The following is a 15,922-nucleotide window of genomic DNA, read 5'->3' as shown; positions in this document are numbered from 1 at the left end:
CAGCGCCAAGGAAGGGCTGCACATTGTTGGCCACAAGACGCATCAGCGTGTCAGAGCCGCCACCGGGCGACCAGGGCACGATGAACTCTACCGCGCGCTCGGGGTAGGTGTCGGCTGTTGCGGGGGCTGCAATCAGGCTGGCAGCGGTGAAAAGGGCGGCAAGGCCCGAACGAAACGTCATAGGAGGACTCCCTGTGAGAGAAGCAGCGGTTTATCCGCCACGGGTTTGGTGTCAGTTTCGTGAATAACACAAGAATAACCATATCAAAGCGCGTAATTCTTGCCATTATATTTAGTATATCTTATCTTGAGGTATGGATACACGTCAGCTTGAGACTTTATTGGCCATCAGCCAGCACGGCGGCTTTGCTGCGGCGGCGCAGGCCGTGAACCTGACCGCCTCTGCCGTCAGCCAGCAGATCGCGGCGCTAGAGGCAGAGATCGGCACGCAGTTGTTCGACCGCACCCGCCGACCGCCCGCCTTGACCACCAAGGGCGCAGAGATGGTCCGCTCGGCCCAGTCGATCCTGCAGATCGTGTCGGACACGAAAGCCTCCGTCGCGGGGGAGCAGATGCGCGGCACCGTGGCGCTCGGGTCGTTGCGGACCGGGGCGAATTCACTGATGCCGCAGGCGCTTGCGACGTTGCGCGCCAGCTTTCCCTACCTGAACTTTCGGCTGCGCGTCGGTGTGTCCGAAGAGCTGATGAGCGAGGTCGTCTCGGGCCAGCTGGATGCGGCGGTTGTGGCGGATCACGTGGCGGTGCCCAGCAGTCTGCGCTGGACCCCAGTGCTGACCGAACCGCTAATCGTCCTCACCCCGCCCGGCACGGGGACGATCACGCTGGATGATTTGATCCGCGACGTGCCCTATATCCGCTATCGCACGCAGGTGCCGCTGGCGCGCCAGATCGATACCGAAATCGCCCGCCTTGGTGCCGCGCCGCGCCAGATCGTGTCGGTGAATACGATGCCGGCCGTGGTGGGCTGTGTGCGCGCGGGTCTGGGCTTTGCCATTATCCCGCAGATCGCGCTGCACGATGCTGAGACCGCCTCGCTTGACTGGTTCCCTTTCGGGGCGCCGCCGATCCATCGCCGTCTGGGGCTGGTGCAGCGGGTCACCTCGCGCCGGGCCGAGGTGCTGGCGGCTTTGGTCACCGCGCTGATCCAGCAGGGGCTCACGGCAGAGGTCTATGATTAGGCCCGCGTGCGCCAGCCCTTACGCCAGATCGCAAGACCGATCACCGTGCCGTAGACCACCATCGCGCCGCCGATGGCGATGAAGATGCCGCGCAGGCCCAAGCCGCCGGTTTGCATCAGGATCAACGCGCCGATCAGCGCCACCGCCATCCGGCTGAGGCTGCTGACCACCGGCCAGACCATATGCCCCGCCCCCTGCGACGCGAAATACAGCGCGAGCCCGAGGGCGAAGAAGGCGTAGAACGGTGCCACGAGGCGGAAATAGCTGCGCCCTGCGTCCAGCGCGCCGGTGTTGGACGGGTCAAGGAACATGCCAAGCCAAAGGTCGGGAAACACGGCGAGCAGCAGCCCGATACCGCCGACGATCACCGCCGCCGCGCAAGATCCGGTCCAGGCCACGCGCAGGGCGCGGTCCACCTGACCGGCGCCCATATTCGCCCCGACCATTGCCGTCATCGCGGCACCGATGCCAAAGATCACGGGGATCATCAGAAATTCGAGCCGTGCGCCAAGCCCGTAACCGGCCAGCGCCTCTTCGCCGAACCGGCCCACGAGCCCTGTCATCATGATGATGGTGATCGTGGTCAGCAGGGTATTCACCGCCGCCAGCGCCCCGACGCTGAGGATATCGCGGAACATGCCGACGTCGATCCGGCCCAAGGCTCCGCCAAAGCTAAGCCCCGTGCGCCCGGTCAGGATATGCGCCATCGCCAGCACAGCCCCGATAGCAAAGGCGAGCACGACGCCGATGGGCAGCCCCGCCATGCCAAGCGCGGGCAGGGGGCCCCACCCCAGGGCGAAACCGCCCGACAAGGGGATCGAGATGACGGACACCAGCAGCAAGAGCACGGCAGGGGTCTGCATATCGCCCGTGCCACGAATAATGCTGAGCGAGGCATTGCACAGCCAGATCGCCATGCAGCCGGGAAAGAAGACCAGCGCATAGGTCGCGGCGGCAGAGACGGCATCGGCACCGCCCCCCAGCAGGGTAAAAAACGCCACGCCAAACAGCCCGACCAGAACGGCCATGATCACGGCAAAGGCGCCCGCGATCATCCACGCGACCACCGCCAATGTGGCCGCCCGCGCGCTGTCTTGCGCGCCAAGTGCGCGCGCCACCGCGGCGGAGATCGCCCCACCGATGGCCCCCGCCGACAGCATTTGCGTCAGCATGACCAGCGGGAACACCAGCGCCAGACCGGCCAGCGCTGTCACCCCAAGAAGGCTGGCGAAATACGCCTCGGATATGCTTTGCACGGTTTGCACGAACATCGCCAAAACATTGGGTGCGGCAAGCTTGGCCAGCGTCGGCGCGATTGGCGCCTCTAGCAGGGCACGGGTCCGGGTGGCGCGAGCCTGCGTCGCGGCGGCGGAAAGGGCGGGGGCGGCGTTCGGGGCGACGCGGGCCATCAGCTGGCCTTGCCGAGCTGCGATGTGGCGACCTGATGTGGCATGGTTTTCCCCCGTTCGAATGCTTGGAGTGGCGAGTTTTCGCCTCTCGGTTCCTTTTTGGAATGCACTACGGGTAAGTTCTCTTTCAGAACCTGTCAATGCCTGCTAGGATCAACGCATGAAATGGAACGAGCTACAGAATGAATCCTGTCCCGTGGCGCGGGGGCTGTCCGTGGTCGGTGACCGCTGGACCATGTTGGTGCTGCGCGATTGCTTTCTGGGCATTCGCCGGTTCGAGCAGATGCAGGACCGGCTGGGGATCACGCGGCATGTGCTGGCGGACCGGTTGCGCAAGCTGGAGGGGGCCGGCGTGCTGCGCCGCGAGGCCTATCAAGACCGCCCCCTGCGCCACGAATACCGGCTGACCGAACGGGGCAAGGCGCTCTATCCGATGCTGGTGTCGCTGATCGATTGGGCCAACGCCCATGTCCCGATTGAAGGCAGCCCGTCGGTCACGTTGGTCTCGCGCAGTGCGGGCACGCCGATCGCGCCCATGCTGGTGGACCGTGTCACCGGAGAGGAGATTACCCACCGCAGTGTCAGTGCTATCTCGAACGCCGGTGCCAAAAAAGCATAGCGGCTTTCCGCCGCCCACCGGGTAAAAAACTTCGAAACCTTCCAGCGCAGGACCGATTGACAGGAAGGGGCAGGTGCATCAACTGTCTCCCATGGCTTTTGAACGCACCATATCTTTCTGGCTGAACGCAGTGGCATGTCTTGCCTTTGCTGCGGCGCTGGTGCTGTTTCCGCCGTCCGCGTCCCACGCGGCGTCGGGGATGCATGACGGGCATTATGCCACCGCCATGGACGATGTGGCCGATATAACCGCGCAAGACGCCCTGCATGATCATAGCACTATGGATCGTGCCGCTGTCGACAATCACAGTGACAAAGCCCCTTCGAACACACCTGACGACAGTGCAGGCAATTGCTGCAACGGGATGTGCCTGTCCGTCGTGTTGATGGACCACGCGCATCCGCAAGACGATGCTGTCACTGCGGGCACCTACAAGATCGGCCATGCGCAGGCGCGTTCGCTTGAGGCGCAAGGCTTTCTGCGTCCTCCTCAATCCTGATCTGATTTAGACCCGCTTTGGGGTCTTTGCGTCGCGCCAGCGTTTCTGGCGCGATCCCTAGAAGATCAATCAGGTACATCACATGAAAATCCATTTCGTTTTGGGGGCTTGCACCCTGACCCTTGGCGCCTGCACGCAGGATGTCAGACCCTTGCCCTATACGCCGACACCGCTGCCTGCCGTGGCCACGCAAGAAGCCACGCTCAGCACGACCGTCGTCTCTCCCATCAGCCACCCGAACCCGCTGGCCGGCTATACGTATCGTGGGCCCACCGGTCCGCGTGACTGGCGCACCGTGAACCAAGAACAATCGGAGGGGAACTGATGCACGTCCGTAAACTGCCGCTGATCATCGGCTTTCCCCTTGTGCTCGGGGCCTGCGCCACGGCGATCCCGAGCGCTTATACCGACCCCAAAGCCGGCTTTGCCAATGTCGCCAGCCAGATCACGCCCGCGCTTGGTAAACGCACCGTCTTTGCCGAGACCCAAGCCGAAAACGAAGCGGTGAAACGCGAAGTGCGCGCGATGGTGCAGGGCAAGACAATCTCGGCCGATACGGCGGTTCAGGTTGCCTTGCTTAACAACAAGGGACTTCAGGCGTCCTATGCGAATGTCGGATTGTCCGCCGCCGAAGCATGGCAGCAATCGACGCCGGAAAACCCGATCGTGTCCATTGGCGTGCTTGGAATCGGGGCGCCCGAACTGGGGGCCTACCGTGCGATCGAAGGGTTGATCCGCGCCAATCTTCTGGATGCCACCACGCGTAAACAACGCCGCGCAATCGCTGACGCGAGCTTTCGTCAAGCGCAGCTGACGGCGGTGAACGATACGCTGACATTGGCCAACCAGACCCGTCAGGCCTGGGTCAATGCCGTGTCCGCCTTTGAGGTGGTAGGGTATTTGAAACGCGCCAAGGCGACCTCGGACGCCGGATCGGAACTGGCCCGCAAGCTGGGGGAAACCGGCGCGCTCAATAAAGCCGCCCAAGCCCGCGAGCAGGCGTTCAACGCGGAGCTGGCCGGACAGCTTGCCAAGGCACGGCTGGACGCGACCACCGCGAAGGAAGAGCTGACGCGCCTCATGGGGCTTTGGGGGGCTGACGTGAACTACTATGTGCCTGACGCCTTGCCGGGGCTGCCGCGGTCCGTTGGCGGCGTTGCCAATGTCGAAGCCAAGGCGCTGCGTAACCGTGTCGATCTGCGTGTCGCAAAGCTGGGTCTTGAAGCGCAGGCAAAAGCCTTTGGCCTAACGGATCAGACCCGCATCGTCAGCGACCTTGAGATCGTCGCAGGGGCCGAGCTTGAGCGTGAAGCCGAGGGGGACGATATCGAGAAAGAGATCACGCCTCAGGTAGAGCTGGAGTTCGCGATCCCGATCTATGACAGCGGCAAGGCGCGGATGCGCAAGGCAGAGCTGTCGTATCTGCAGGCGGCGAATGTGCTGGCGGAACGGGCGGTCAATGTCCGCTCAGAAGCGCGGGGGGCCGAACGGGCCTACCATGCCTCTTACAAGATCGCGCGCCACTACCGCGATGTTCTGGTTCCGCTGCGCAAGACCGTCGAGAACGAAGCCCTGCTGTCTTACAACGGCATGATCACCAACACCTTCGAACTGCTGACCGATGTGCGTGAAAAGCTCGGTGCCGAGCTGGAAGCCGCGGATGCGAAGCGGGCGTTCTTTATGGCGCAGGCGGATCTGACCGCGGCCATCTACGGCGGCGGTGCAGGCAGCGGCGGCGGGGGCTCCGAAGGCGCCACGTTGGCCGCTGGTGGCGGCGCAGGACACTGAAAGGAAACGATATGATGAACAGACGTCAACTACTCGGTGCCGGTGCGGCGGGGGCGACACTTGTGTCCTCTCAGGCGTGGGGCAAAACTCTGAACATGGGGCTGCCGGAAGCGGCGCATATGGACAGCGCTGCGACTGCGGTTACGGCGCGCCCCTCGACGGGGGTGGATTACACGCCCGTGGTCACGCTGAACGGCTGGACGCTGCCCTACCGCATGAACAACGGCGTCAAGGAATTCCACCTTGTCGCGGAGCCCGTAGAACGTGAACTGGCCGATGGCATGATCGCGCATCTGTGGGGGTATAACGGCCAGTCCACCGGCCCCACGATCGAAGCGGTCGAAGGCGACCGTGTGCGGATTTATGTCACCAACAAACTGCCAGAAAACACATCCGTCCACTGGCACGGGCTGATCCTGCCCTCGGGCATGGATGGCGTGGTCGGGCTGAGCCATCCGGGGATCAAACCGGGCAAGACCTTTGTCTACGAGTTCGACCTGACCAAATCCGGCACCTTCATGTACCACCCCCATGCGGATGAGATGGTCCAGATGGCGATGGGGATGATGGGCATGTTCGTCGTCCACCCCAAAGACCCGACGTTCATGCCGGTGGACCGTGACTTCCTGATCATGCTCAACGCGTTCGACATTGACCCCGGTACCTATGTGCCGCGCGTCATGACGATGAACGACTTTAACCTATGGACATGGAACAGCCGGATTTTCCCCGATATTGATCCGCTGGTCGTGAACAAGGGCGACAGGGTACGGGTGCGCGTCGGCAACCTGACGATGACAAACCACCCGATCCACATGCACGGCTATGATTTCAAGGTCACCTGCACCGACGGCGGCTGGGTGCCGGAAAGCGCGCAATGGCCCGAGGTCAGCATCGACATTCCTGTCGGCGCGATGCGCGCCTATGAGTTCACGGCGGACCATCTGGGCGATTGGGCGATCCACTGCCACAAGTCGCACCACACGATGAATGCCATGGGCCACGACGTGCCGACCTTTATCGGTGTCGATAAATCCCAGCTTACCCCCAAGATGCGCAGCTTCAAGCCGGGCTACATGCCGATGGGCACGGCGGGCATGGGGGACATGGGCAAGATGTCGATGGAACTGCCCGAGAACACGATCCCCATGATGAACGGCTGGGGTAAACACGGGCCGATCGAAATGGGCGGCATGTTCTCTGTCGTGAAGGTACGCGACGGCATTGCGCCGGACGATTATTCCGACCCCGGATGGTACGACAACCCCCCCGGCGAGGAAGCCTATGAGTGGACCGGAGAACTACCGGAATTCGCCACGAACAACAGCCCCAAAACCATCCTGACCCCGAAACCAACGCAAAAGGGATAACCCCTTTTGCATCCACATAAAACATTGAAAACAATACAGGAAAACACGATGAAAAACCTTCTGATGACCACCGCCTTCGCCATTGCTTTGACCGGCCCTGCCTTTGCGGCGGGTTCCCACTCTGGCGGGCATGATGACGACCACGCCGACAAGCATGCCGAAATGATGGCAGTGGGCAAACCCGGTACGGCGGCTGACGTCACCCGCACCATCGCTGTCACCATGCGCGAGACCGAAGACGGGGATATGATCTTTGAACCCGACAGTTTCGCGTTCGAGCAGGGGGAAACCATCCGCTTCGAGGTCACCAACAAGGGCGAGCTTGAGCATGAGTTCGTGATCGATAACGCCGAAGGCAACGCCAAGCACAAGGAAATGATGGCGAAGATGGATATGGAACATGACGACCCCAATTCGGTCCGTCTTGAGGGCGGCCAGTCAGGCGAGGTCATCTGGACCTTTGCCAATGCTGGCTCGTTTGAATTCGCTTGCCTGATCCCCGGTCACTATGAATCCGGCATGTACGGCCCCATCGAAGTCAGCGCCAAAGCCGAGGCAGAAACCGAAGCGGCAGAGGTCGTCTATACCAAGGGCACCGTCAAGAAAGTTGACACCACAGGCGGGAAGGTCACCATCGATCACGGACCTTTGGTCAACCTCGATATGCCCGCGATGACCATGGTGTTTCGCGCCGATGAAACCATGATCGGCAAGCTCTCTGCAGGTCAAAGCATCGAATTCGTCGCAGAGCCCGTCAAAGGCAAGCTGACCGTCGTCGAGTTGAAGTAATCCACACGCGGGCTCCGGTCATGCATCGGTGCCCGCCCCATAAGAGGCGAAGACATGAAAACATCGCGTGTATTGCTGTGGGTTGTCCCCTTTGCGCTGCTGACGGCAGCGGCGGGCGGGTGGTATTTCTCGCATCATGATCAACCCGAGACCAGCCCGACCGAGCTTGCGGAGGGTGCCTTGGCACCCGTGAAGGTGCCGGACAGTTTCACCGATCAGGAGCAGCTAGGAAAGCGCGCCTATGATGCGGTTTGTGCGGCCTGCCACGGGGCCAATGGTCAAGGGCAGGACGGCGTCGCACCGCCCTTGGTGCATGTGATCTACGAGCCCAGCCACCACGGCGACCGGGCGTTCCTGCTGGCCGCGCAAAACGGGGTGCGGGGGCATCACTGGCCGTTCGGAAACATGCCCCCCGTCGAAGGGATCACGCAGGCCGATGTGATGGACATTGTGGCCTACATCCGTCGCCTTCAGCGCGAGAACGGGATCGACTAAGCCAAAGGGCAAGGCCCCGAGGTACGTTGCACCCCGGGGGCCCGTGCCGTTTTAGAACATCCGCGAGATCGAGAATTTCACGTTCCGACCCGGTGCCGTGCGGGTCGACAGATGCGGCGTATAGGTTTTGTCGAAAGCGTTCTCTAGCCCGACGCGGAACTGCGTATCCTTGAGGATACCGTTTTGCGGGACATAGGTGGCGCGCAGATTATGGACCCCAAATCCTGCCGAGGTCTCGCCGTCGTCTGTTACGGATGTGTTGCCCACGACCTCCCAGCTCAGGTCAAGCTCTTTGCCGAATTTCTTGCCCACGGTGACCCGCAGACTGTCCGCGGGCAGCAATCGCCAGTCGCCGGAAACACCGCCCGGTTCATACTCCGTCCCGCGCACCACATTGGCATTCACGTCAAAGTAAAGACCCGTGTCCAACGCGTAAGAGGCTTCAAGCTCCAGCCCCGAGGTTTCGACCCGGTCCAGCGCCGGTGCAGGCGGGCGCACCCCCGAGACCGAATAGCTGCTGACATCGGTCAAGGTGGTCTCGTAGTAGACACCCTTGATCGCGAATTGGTCCCCGCTGCGGAACAGATCATGGCGGTCAAACGAGGCGCCGATCTCGTATGTCTCGGCCTTCTCGGATGAGGTGATCGCGGCATCGGTGCCCAGATGGTCGATCATCGGCAGCCCTTCGGTATAGGCGGCACTGGTGAACAGGGCCAAACCATTCCCGAAGGCATAGCGCACCGACAGCCCGCCCATCAGCGCGTTGTTTTCATAGGTGCCGTCATTCGGGGCCGCTGATCCGGTGATCTTCGATGTCTCGTAGCGCAGCGCCGGTGTCACGGTCCATGCATCAGTGATGCGCATGTCATCCACCGCATAGACAGCGACGCGACGGTCCTTGCCGCCGGGGGCGTTGCTGGCATCAAGGCGTTCTTTGTGGATCAGTTCAAGCCCGGTCCGCAGATCATGGGAGACGGCGCCTGTGGTGAACAGGCTTTGGTTTTTAAACGCCAGTTTCGTTGTTTGATACCGATGATCCGCATTCGCCAAGGCAAGAACACCGGCCCCTTGCGGGGTGCCTTCAAGGGGTGAGCTGCCCGGGACATAGCTTTGGTCGATCTGTTGGTCGGCGTAGGATAGCACGACATCAAGGTTCACCAGATCATTGTCAGCCGGGTTGAAGTTGTACTTGAGCACCGCGGTCGTAGACTCCGTATCGCGGTCAACGGTGCCAAAGGAATCCGCAGTGGTGGTGAAACTGTCAAAAGGCACGTCGCGGTCGCTTGCGGTGGTGTGCGACAGGCTGAAGGTCAGCGATTGATCGCGGTTCTGGCCAAAGCTGTATTTTGCCTTGATCAGACCCGACGGCAGGGTGAAGGCGCTGTTCCCGATGGTCGCCCCATCCCCGTCCACCTGATCGTTCTGGTCGCGCCACGTGTAGTTCAGCAGAAACTCCATATCTTCGGTCGGTTGCCACGCCAGCACGCTGGAAGACGTGATGCCGTCGCCGTTCGTGCTGAACTCCAGCGTTTGACCCAGCACATAGCCAGGCTCACCATCCGTCAGGTCTGACGCGTCTTTCGTCTCGAGCCGGACGACACCGCCCACGATGCCGGACCCGTATTCAAAGCTGCCGACGGACCCGCGGATCACATCGACCGACTTGTAAAGGAACGGGTCGGTGAACAGCTGGGTGCCAATCCGGTAAAGCCGCTCTGCCCCGGTGGTGGCCCCGTCGATCTGCACGGCGACTTTGGAATCCGCACCGTAGATATCGTTCGCGCCGAAGCCGCGGATGTTGATGCCGGACCCTTGCGGGGTGGACCCGTTCACAAGGCTCACGCCGGGAACTGAATCGATCAGCTCTGCCACGGTGCCTGCCTGACGGTCGTCGATCTCCTCTTGGTCGACTGTGGTGATGGATACTGCCGTATCGGTCTGCACCTCGCGTTTGCTTTCGCCCAGAACGAGCGTGCCTAGAAAACCCTCCTGCGCAGCGAGGGGGAGCGGGGTGAGGGAAAGAAGTATCAGGCTTGTCGTACCCCTCAATAGGGCACGGGTTCCAGCGGCTTTGGTCATCGAAGACATCCTTGCAAGCAATAGGTTTGACGGAATGCTTGCGAGGGGCTGGCGGTGAAAAAAGGGGCGTAGAGGGGTTGCGCTCTTGCGGGTTCTAAAAAGACCGACTAAAAGTGTCAACATTAAAGGGCAGCTTCTGATCTGCGCCTTTGCCAGCGGATGCCCGACGCGCGTCGCCAGCCCACTCTCTTTCAATCGATATGGCGAAGGTGCTGCATGATCCATTCCGTTCCCCCGACCCCCGAGGATATTCGCGCCTTTCGCGCCGACCACGCGCAGTTGCGCGAACGTGATGTGGCCGACAAGCTCAAGATCAGCGAGGCGCAGTTGCTGGCGGCGTATGCCGGCGATGGCGTGCGGCGTATCAATGCGCACCCCGACGAGATCATGCGCGCCGCCCAGACCCTGGGCGAGGTTATGGCGCTGACCCGCAACCCGTCCTGCGTGCACGAAAAGGTCGGCACCTATGATAACTATCACGCCGGTCCCCATGCATCGATGATCCTCACCGATGACATCGACCTACGCCTCTTTCCCAGCCGGTGGCATCATGCCTTTGCCGTAGAGAAGGAGACGGACGCCGGTACGCGCCGCAGCCTGCAGGTGTTCGATGCTGCGGGGGGTGCGGTACATAAGATCTTTCTGCGCGACGGGTCCGATGTGGCGGCCTTTGATCGCGCCAAAGCCGGGCTGATGCTGGAAGATCAATCCCCCACCCTTGACGTGGTACCGCGCGAACCTGACGAGGTGCCGAAATCCGATCTGTCGAAGCTGGACATCCTGCGAAAGGAATGGGCGCGGCTGACCGACACGCATCAGTTCTTGCGCCTGACCTCCAAGCTCAAGATGAACCGCTTAGGGGCCTACCGCATCGCGGGCGAGCCCTTTGCACGCGCTTTGCAGCCTTCTGCTGTCGATGCCATGCTGCATCAGGTGGTCGCGCAAGAGCTTGAGATCATGGTCTTTACCGGCAATCGCGGGTGTATCCAGATCCATTCGGGCCCGATCACCACGCTGAAATCCATGGGCCCGTGGCAGAATGTGCTGGACCCCCGCTTTAACCTGCACCTGCGGCTAGATCACATCGCCGAGGTCTGGGCCGTCGACAAGCCCACACAACGCGGCCCCGCTGTTTCGGTCGAGGCCTTCAACAAGGACGGGGGGCTTATCCTTCAGGTCTTTGGCGTCGGCAAGGAAGGGCGCGATTGTCGTCCCGCATGGGGCAAGCTTGTCGCGGGGCTGGAGAGTCTGAATGTCGAGGTGCCCGCATGATCCGCGCTTTCACGACCGCTATCAGCGTCGCGGCGCTTGGCCTGATTACAGCACTGCCCGCCACGGCACAGGAACCCACAGGGGGCGTCGTCTCCATCGGCGGCGCGGTGACAGAGATCGTCTTTGCCCTCGGCGCGCAGGACCAGTTGGTGGCGCGGGATACGACCTCTAGCTATCCGCCTGAAGCCGCTGCCTTGCCGGACGTGGGCTATATGCGCGCGCTCTCGCCCGAAGGGGTGCTGGCCACAGGCCCCAAGCTGATCATCGCCGAGGAAGGTGCCGGACCGCCCGAAACAATCGAGGTGCTAGCGCAGGCGGATATCCCCTTTGTCACCGTCCCTGACAACTATACCGCCGAAGGGGTCAGCGCCAAGATACGCGCCGTCGGGCAGGCGCTTGGGAAAGAGCCGCAGGCCGAAGCGCTGGCTGCTGAAGTGCATCAAAAGCTGGCAGCCGTGTCCCGCGCGACGCAAGACCGACCGGAGGCAGAGCGCAAGCGCGTGATGTTCATCCTCAGCACCCAAGGCGGGCGGATCATGGCGTCGGGCACGGATACCGCGGCCGCGTCGATGATAGAACTGGCTGGTGCGGTGAATGCGGTCACGGGGTTTGCGGGCTACAAACCCATCACGGACGAAGCCGTGCTGGCCGCAGCGCCCGATGTGCTGGTGATGATGGCGCGTGAAGGCGATCACAACAGCACCGAGGCAGAGCTGTTCGCGATGCCTGCCATATCCGTCACCCCTGCAGCGGCCAGCCGGTCGGTGGTGCGGATGGACGGGCTTTATCTGCTGGGGTTCGGGCCGCGCACGGCAGATGCGGTCACCGATCTGCACGCCGCGCTTTACGCCGATTGATCCGATGACCGCGCTTGCAGATTTCGCCCCGCCCCGCGACCGCCGTCGTGCCGCGCGCAAGGCGCATGTGTGGCTGGCGATCGTTCTGGCGGTCGCCGCCATCGGCAGCCTTGCGATCGGGGCGTCGGGCACATCGCTGTGGCACGCCCTGTTCAAGATCGTGACCGGTGCGCCGCTGACGCAGCTTGAACGGGTAGTGCTTTGGGATATCCGTTTGCCGCGGCTGATCATGGGCATCTGTGTCGGGGCCGCGCTGGCTGTGTCAGGCGCGGTGATGCAGGGGCTGTTTCGCAACCCGCTCGCGGATCCGGGTCTGCTTGGGGTAAGTGCGGGTGCCGGATTGGGCGCGATCGTGGCAATCGTTCTGGGCGGGCTGTTGCCGGTGGCTGTTCTCACCGTGGCGGGCTTTTGGCTGATCCCGCTGGCTGCCTTTCTGGGCGGATGGGCGGCAACCTTGCTGCTATATCGCGTGTCGACTCGGCGCGGGCGCACCTCTGTCGCGACGATGCTGCTGGCGGGGATTGCCTTGGGCGCGCTGACAGGGGCCTTGGGCGGGCTGTTGATCTATTTCGCCGATGACACGCAGTTGCGCGATCTGACGTTCTGGGGGCTCGGCTCGCTTGCCGGTGCCACATGGACCAAAGTCGCCATTGCGGGGCCGCTGATCCTTCTGGCGACGGGTGTGGCTATGCGCTTGGGCGGCGGGCTGAACGCACTCGCTTTCGGGGAGGCAACCGCCGCGCATATGGGGGTGCCGGTGCAGCGGGTAAAGCATACCGCCATCCTCACGGTCGCCGCCGCCACCGGTGCCGCGGTTGCCATGTCCGGCGGGATCGGTTTCGTCGGGATCGTCGTGCCCCATCTGTTGCGTCTTGCCACGGGGCCCGATCACGAACCCCTGCTGGTGAACGCTGCCCTGCTGGGGGCCACGCTGTTGCTGACCGCCGATATCATCAGCCGCGTGATCATTGCGCCCGCGGAACTGCCCATCGGGTTGATCACCGCCATTCTGGGCGCACCGGTGTTTTTCTGGATCCTGTTGCGGCGCCGTGGGCTGGTGGACCTGTGATGCTGCGCGCCCGCGATATTGTTGCCCGTATCGGCAAGAAAGAGATTCTGCATGGGGTCAGCTTCACCGCCCCTGCCGGCGCGCTTACGGCGATTGTCGGCCCCAACGGCTCGGGCAAATCGACACTGCTTAGGGCGATCACGGCAGAGGTCGACTTCACCGGCCGTGTTCTGCTGAACGGCGAAAACGTCGCTGATCTGCACCCGTGGGAACTTGCCGCCATGCGCGCGGTGCTGCCGCAGTCAGCCACCCTTGCGTTCCCTTTTACCGTGGCCGAGGTCGTGCGCATGGGGCTACGCCGCGGCATATCGGGACACCGCGACGATATCCCCGCCCGCGCCCTGCATGCCGTGGGGCTAGAGGGCTACGCAGACAAGCTTTATCAAGAGCTTTCGGGCGGAGAGCAGCAACGCACGCAGCTGGCCCGCGTGCTCTGTCAGGTTTGGCATCCGGTGCAGAACGGCTTGCCCCGTTGGTTGCTGCTGGACGAACCTGTTGCCAGTCTGGATATCGGCCATCAGCTTATGGTGATGCGGCTTCTCAAAGATTTCGCCAATCGCGGCGGCGGCGTGGTCGCGGTCATGCATGATCTGAACCTGTCGGCCATGTTCGCCGATCACATGGCGATGATCAAAGACGGCCAGATCCTGAAACACGGAACGCCCGCTGACGTGATGCAAAACGCCATACTGTCCCAAGCCTATGGTTGCACCCTGACCGTCAATACGCCCGCCGCAGCCGGTCAAAGCTATATCCTGCCACACGTCGCGCAGGAGCGTATGGGGTAGGGGCGGGCACCACGCCAGCGCGCTGACATATATATCGGTTGACGTATGAGCTTCGACAGAATGACGTAAATGTGACACTACACCTAGACACCAGCGTCTGACGATCTATGTCGACCGACACACCACACCAATCACCCAGGACAAACCATGCCGACACAGCCCACCGATAAGATGGCGACAGAGCTTTTGCATGTGCAAGAGGAGCTGGCGGCAAAGAATGTTGACGCGGATGCGCCGAAGAAACAGGCGCAGCGGGCGTCGCATCGGTTGAACTTCCTCGAAGCGATGATGGAGACGGTGCCCGTCGGGGTCGTCATGGCCGATGCCGAAGGCAAGATTATCTACGGCAACAGCCACGTCGAAAAGATGGTGCGCCACCCTGTGTTGCATTCGGACGACGTGGACGCCTATGGCGAATGGGTATCGTACCATGCTGATGGGTCCCGTGTACAAAGCCACGAGTACCCTCTGGCGCGGGTGATCCAGAACCGCGAGGACCATGTCGAGATCGACGTGGATTATCAGCGCGGCGACGGCACCCGCTTTTGGATGCGGATCATCGGCGAGCCAGTGCTCGACGGGGAGGGGGAGCGGATCGGCGCGACCGTCGCCCTGATCGATATCGACGAAGAACGCCGCTTGCGCGAGGCGCAGAACATCCTGATTGCCGAGTTGAACCACCGTGTGAAGAACGCATTTAGCGTGGTGAAATCCATCGTCAGCCAGTCCTTGCGCAAGATGAGCATTCAACGCGGTATCCGCGAAACGATTGACCAACGGCTTAACGCCTATGCGACGGCCCACTCCAAACTGGTGGGCACTTCATGGGACCGTGCTGCGATTGGCACCGTGGCTGCCGATGTGCTCGACCCTATTGGCGGCGGTCGGATCACGTTGACGGGGCCGGAGGTAGAGGTGCCATCGCGCCAGGCGCTGTCCTTGTCGATGGCATTTTATGAACTGGCGACAAACGCGATGAAATACGGCGCCCTGTCGGTTCCTGACGGTGTTGTGAATTTATCTTGGGAACAAGGAAGTGCCGCCGAGGGTTCCCTCCTTGAACTCCACTGGGTGGAACAAGGCGGCCCTGCCGCCGAGAAACCCAGCGAGACAGGTTTTGGTAGCTTCATCACAGGGCGTGCCCTCGAGGCGGAAACAGGCGGGAAAATCGATACGGTTTTCGGGCCAGATGGATATGAATGGCATTTGAAGATGCCGCAACAGACGGAAGAGCAGGCAGTAGAATGACAAATCAACCTCAGAATATTTTCATCGTCGAAGATGAGGTCGTGGTCGCATTCGAGATGTCCGACCTGCTGGAAGACATCGGCTTTAACGTTGTCGGCCCCAGTATCCATCTGGAAGACGCCAAGGAAAAAGCGCGTGACGGGGATATTGATATCGCCTTTCTTGACGTGAACCTTGGGCGCAACAAGACATCGAAACCCGTCGCGGATATTCTGCGCGAACGGGGTATCCCTTTCGTGTTCATCACCGCATATGACGCCGACCAGATCAGCTTTCTCGGGCCGGACGACCGTGTTGTGAAAAAGCCCGTGAGCAGCCAGAAGCTGATCGAGACGCTGCGCCGCGTCTACCCAAGCCTAGAGACCGAGTAAGGCCTCCCAAAAAGGACCCGCAGGCAGAAACCCGCGCGCCGCGACACTGCGGCGCAGGGCAGGGCTGCTT

16 protein-coding genes and 1 pseudogene are annotated in these 15,922 nt (G+C 61.9%); 14 read left to right on the top strand and 3 right to left on the bottom strand.

Annotated elements, in window-relative coordinates; all coding sequences use genetic code 11:
* Window positions 1-181: pseudogene (locus ACTRWK_RS16385) on the bottom strand (tripartite tricarboxylate transporter substrate binding protein); the annotation flags it as partial.
* Between the two features lie 133 nt (window positions 182-314).
* Here ACTRWK_RS16385 and ACTRWK_RS16380 point away from each other — a divergent pair.
* Entirely contained in the window at window positions 315-1,199 is an 885-nt protein-coding gene (locus tag ACTRWK_RS16380) for a LysR family transcriptional regulator (RefSeq protein WP_005848677.1), read from the top strand.
* Here the strand turns inward: ACTRWK_RS16380 and ACTRWK_RS16375 are convergent.
* Window positions 1,196-2,608, bottom strand: coding sequence for an MATE family efflux transporter (locus tag ACTRWK_RS16375; RefSeq protein WP_462844063.1), 1,413 nt, complete (start codon window positions 2,606-2,608; stop codon window positions 1,196-1,198). The two genes, ACTRWK_RS16380 and ACTRWK_RS16375, sit on opposite strands and share 4 nt — an antisense overlap.
* A 160-nt stretch (window positions 2,609-2,768) precedes the next feature.
* Here ACTRWK_RS16375 and ACTRWK_RS16370 point away from each other — a divergent pair, with 160 nt between their 5' ends.
* The 7 genes from ACTRWK_RS16370 (at window position 2,769) to ACTRWK_RS16340 (ending at window position 8,168) form a co-directional block, all read left to right on the top strand.
* The gene (locus tag ACTRWK_RS16370) at window positions 2,769-3,227 is read left to right on the top strand and encodes a winged helix-turn-helix transcriptional regulator (RefSeq protein WP_132998063.1); all 459 of its coding nucleotides are present in this window, start codon (window positions 2,769-2,771) and stop codon (window positions 3,225-3,227) included.
* 73 nt (window positions 3,228-3,300) lie between these two features.
* Window positions 3,301-3,726 (top strand): hypothetical protein, encoded by a 426-nt coding sequence (locus ACTRWK_RS16365; protein ID WP_289081664.1) that lies wholly within the window; start codon window positions 3,301-3,303, stop codon window positions 3,724-3,726.
* Between the two features lie 82 nt (window positions 3,727-3,808).
* Entirely contained in the window at window positions 3,809-4,051 is a 243-nt protein-coding gene (locus ACTRWK_RS16360) for a hypothetical protein (RefSeq protein WP_009824197.1), read from the top strand.
* Window positions 4,051-5,514 carry a TolC family protein gene (locus tag ACTRWK_RS16355; protein WP_064215684.1) on the top strand — a complete coding sequence of 488 codons (1,464 nt, stop codon included), beginning with the start codon at window positions 4,051-4,053 and terminating at the stop codon, window positions 5,512-5,514. Before ACTRWK_RS16360 ends, ACTRWK_RS16355 begins: the two co-directional genes overlap by 1 nt.
* 11 nt (window positions 5,515-5,525) lie before the next feature.
* Window positions 5,526-6,884, top strand: a complete 1,359-nt coding sequence (locus ACTRWK_RS16350; RefSeq protein WP_107277643.1) for a multicopper oxidase family protein — start codon at window positions 5,526-5,528, stop codon at window positions 6,882-6,884.
* 48 nt (window positions 6,885-6,932) lie between these two features.
* A complete protein-coding gene (locus ACTRWK_RS16345) occupies window positions 6,933-7,673 on the top strand; it encodes a copper-binding protein (protein ID WP_462844062.1) in 741 nt (246 codons plus the stop codon).
* Between the two features lie 54 nt (window positions 7,674-7,727).
* Window positions 7,728-8,168: a c-type cytochrome gene (locus ACTRWK_RS16340; protein ID WP_037966964.1), complete on the top strand. Its 441-nt coding sequence runs from the start codon at window positions 7,728-7,730 to the stop codon at window positions 8,166-8,168.
* 51 nt (window positions 8,169-8,219) lie between these two features.
* Here the strand turns inward: ACTRWK_RS16340 and ACTRWK_RS16335 are convergent, their stop codons facing one another.
* Window positions 8,220-10,247 (bottom strand): TonB-dependent receptor domain-containing protein, encoded by a 2,028-nt coding sequence (locus ACTRWK_RS16335; RefSeq protein ID WP_289081665.1) that lies wholly within the window; start codon window positions 10,245-10,247, stop codon window positions 8,220-8,222.
* 216 nt (window positions 10,248-10,463) lie between these two features.
* On the opposite strand from ACTRWK_RS16335, the gene ACTRWK_RS16330 reads away from it, so the two are divergent.
* The 6 genes from ACTRWK_RS16330 (at window position 10,464) to ACTRWK_RS16305 (ending at window position 15,852) form a co-directional block, all read left to right on the top strand.
* Window positions 10,464-11,519 (top strand): hemin-degrading factor, encoded by a 1,056-nt coding sequence (locus ACTRWK_RS16330; RefSeq protein ID WP_289081666.1) that lies wholly within the window; start codon window positions 10,464-10,466, stop codon window positions 11,517-11,519.
* Window positions 11,516-12,376, top strand: coding sequence for a heme/hemin ABC transporter substrate-binding protein (locus ACTRWK_RS16325; protein WP_289081667.1), 861 nt, complete (start codon window positions 11,516-11,518; stop codon window positions 12,374-12,376). The genes ACTRWK_RS16330 and ACTRWK_RS16325 overlap by 4 nt, the downstream gene beginning before the upstream one ends.
* Complete coding sequence (locus ACTRWK_RS16320; RefSeq protein WP_340245304.1) at window positions 12,336-13,445, top strand: FecCD family ABC transporter permease; 1,110 nt, start codon at window positions 12,336-12,338, stop codon at window positions 13,443-13,445. Before ACTRWK_RS16325 ends, ACTRWK_RS16320 begins: the two co-directional genes overlap by 41 nt.
* On the top strand, window positions 13,445-14,233 hold the full coding sequence (locus ACTRWK_RS16315; RefSeq protein WP_289081669.1) for a heme ABC transporter ATP-binding protein: 789 nt from the start codon (window positions 13,445-13,447) through the stop codon (window positions 14,231-14,233). Before ACTRWK_RS16320 ends, ACTRWK_RS16315 begins: the two co-directional genes overlap by 1 nt.
* Before the next feature lie 147 nt (window positions 14,234-14,380).
* Window positions 14,381-15,481: an HWE histidine kinase domain-containing protein gene (locus tag ACTRWK_RS16310; RefSeq protein ID WP_289081670.1), complete on the top strand. Its 1,101-nt coding sequence runs from the start codon at window positions 14,381-14,383 to the stop codon at window positions 15,479-15,481.
* Window positions 15,478-15,852: a response regulator gene (locus tag ACTRWK_RS16305; RefSeq protein WP_005848648.1), complete on the top strand. Its 375-nt coding sequence runs from the start codon at window positions 15,478-15,480 to the stop codon at window positions 15,850-15,852. The genes ACTRWK_RS16310 and ACTRWK_RS16305 overlap by 4 nt, the downstream gene beginning before the upstream one ends.
* Window positions 15,853-15,922: the final 70 nt, after the last annotated feature.

The sequence above is a fragment of the Sulfitobacter sp. G5_S2_6_S6 genome, assembly GCF_054968505.1.
Note: the sequence above shows the minus strand (reverse complement) of the source record. Positions and strands in the feature narration are given on the sequence as shown.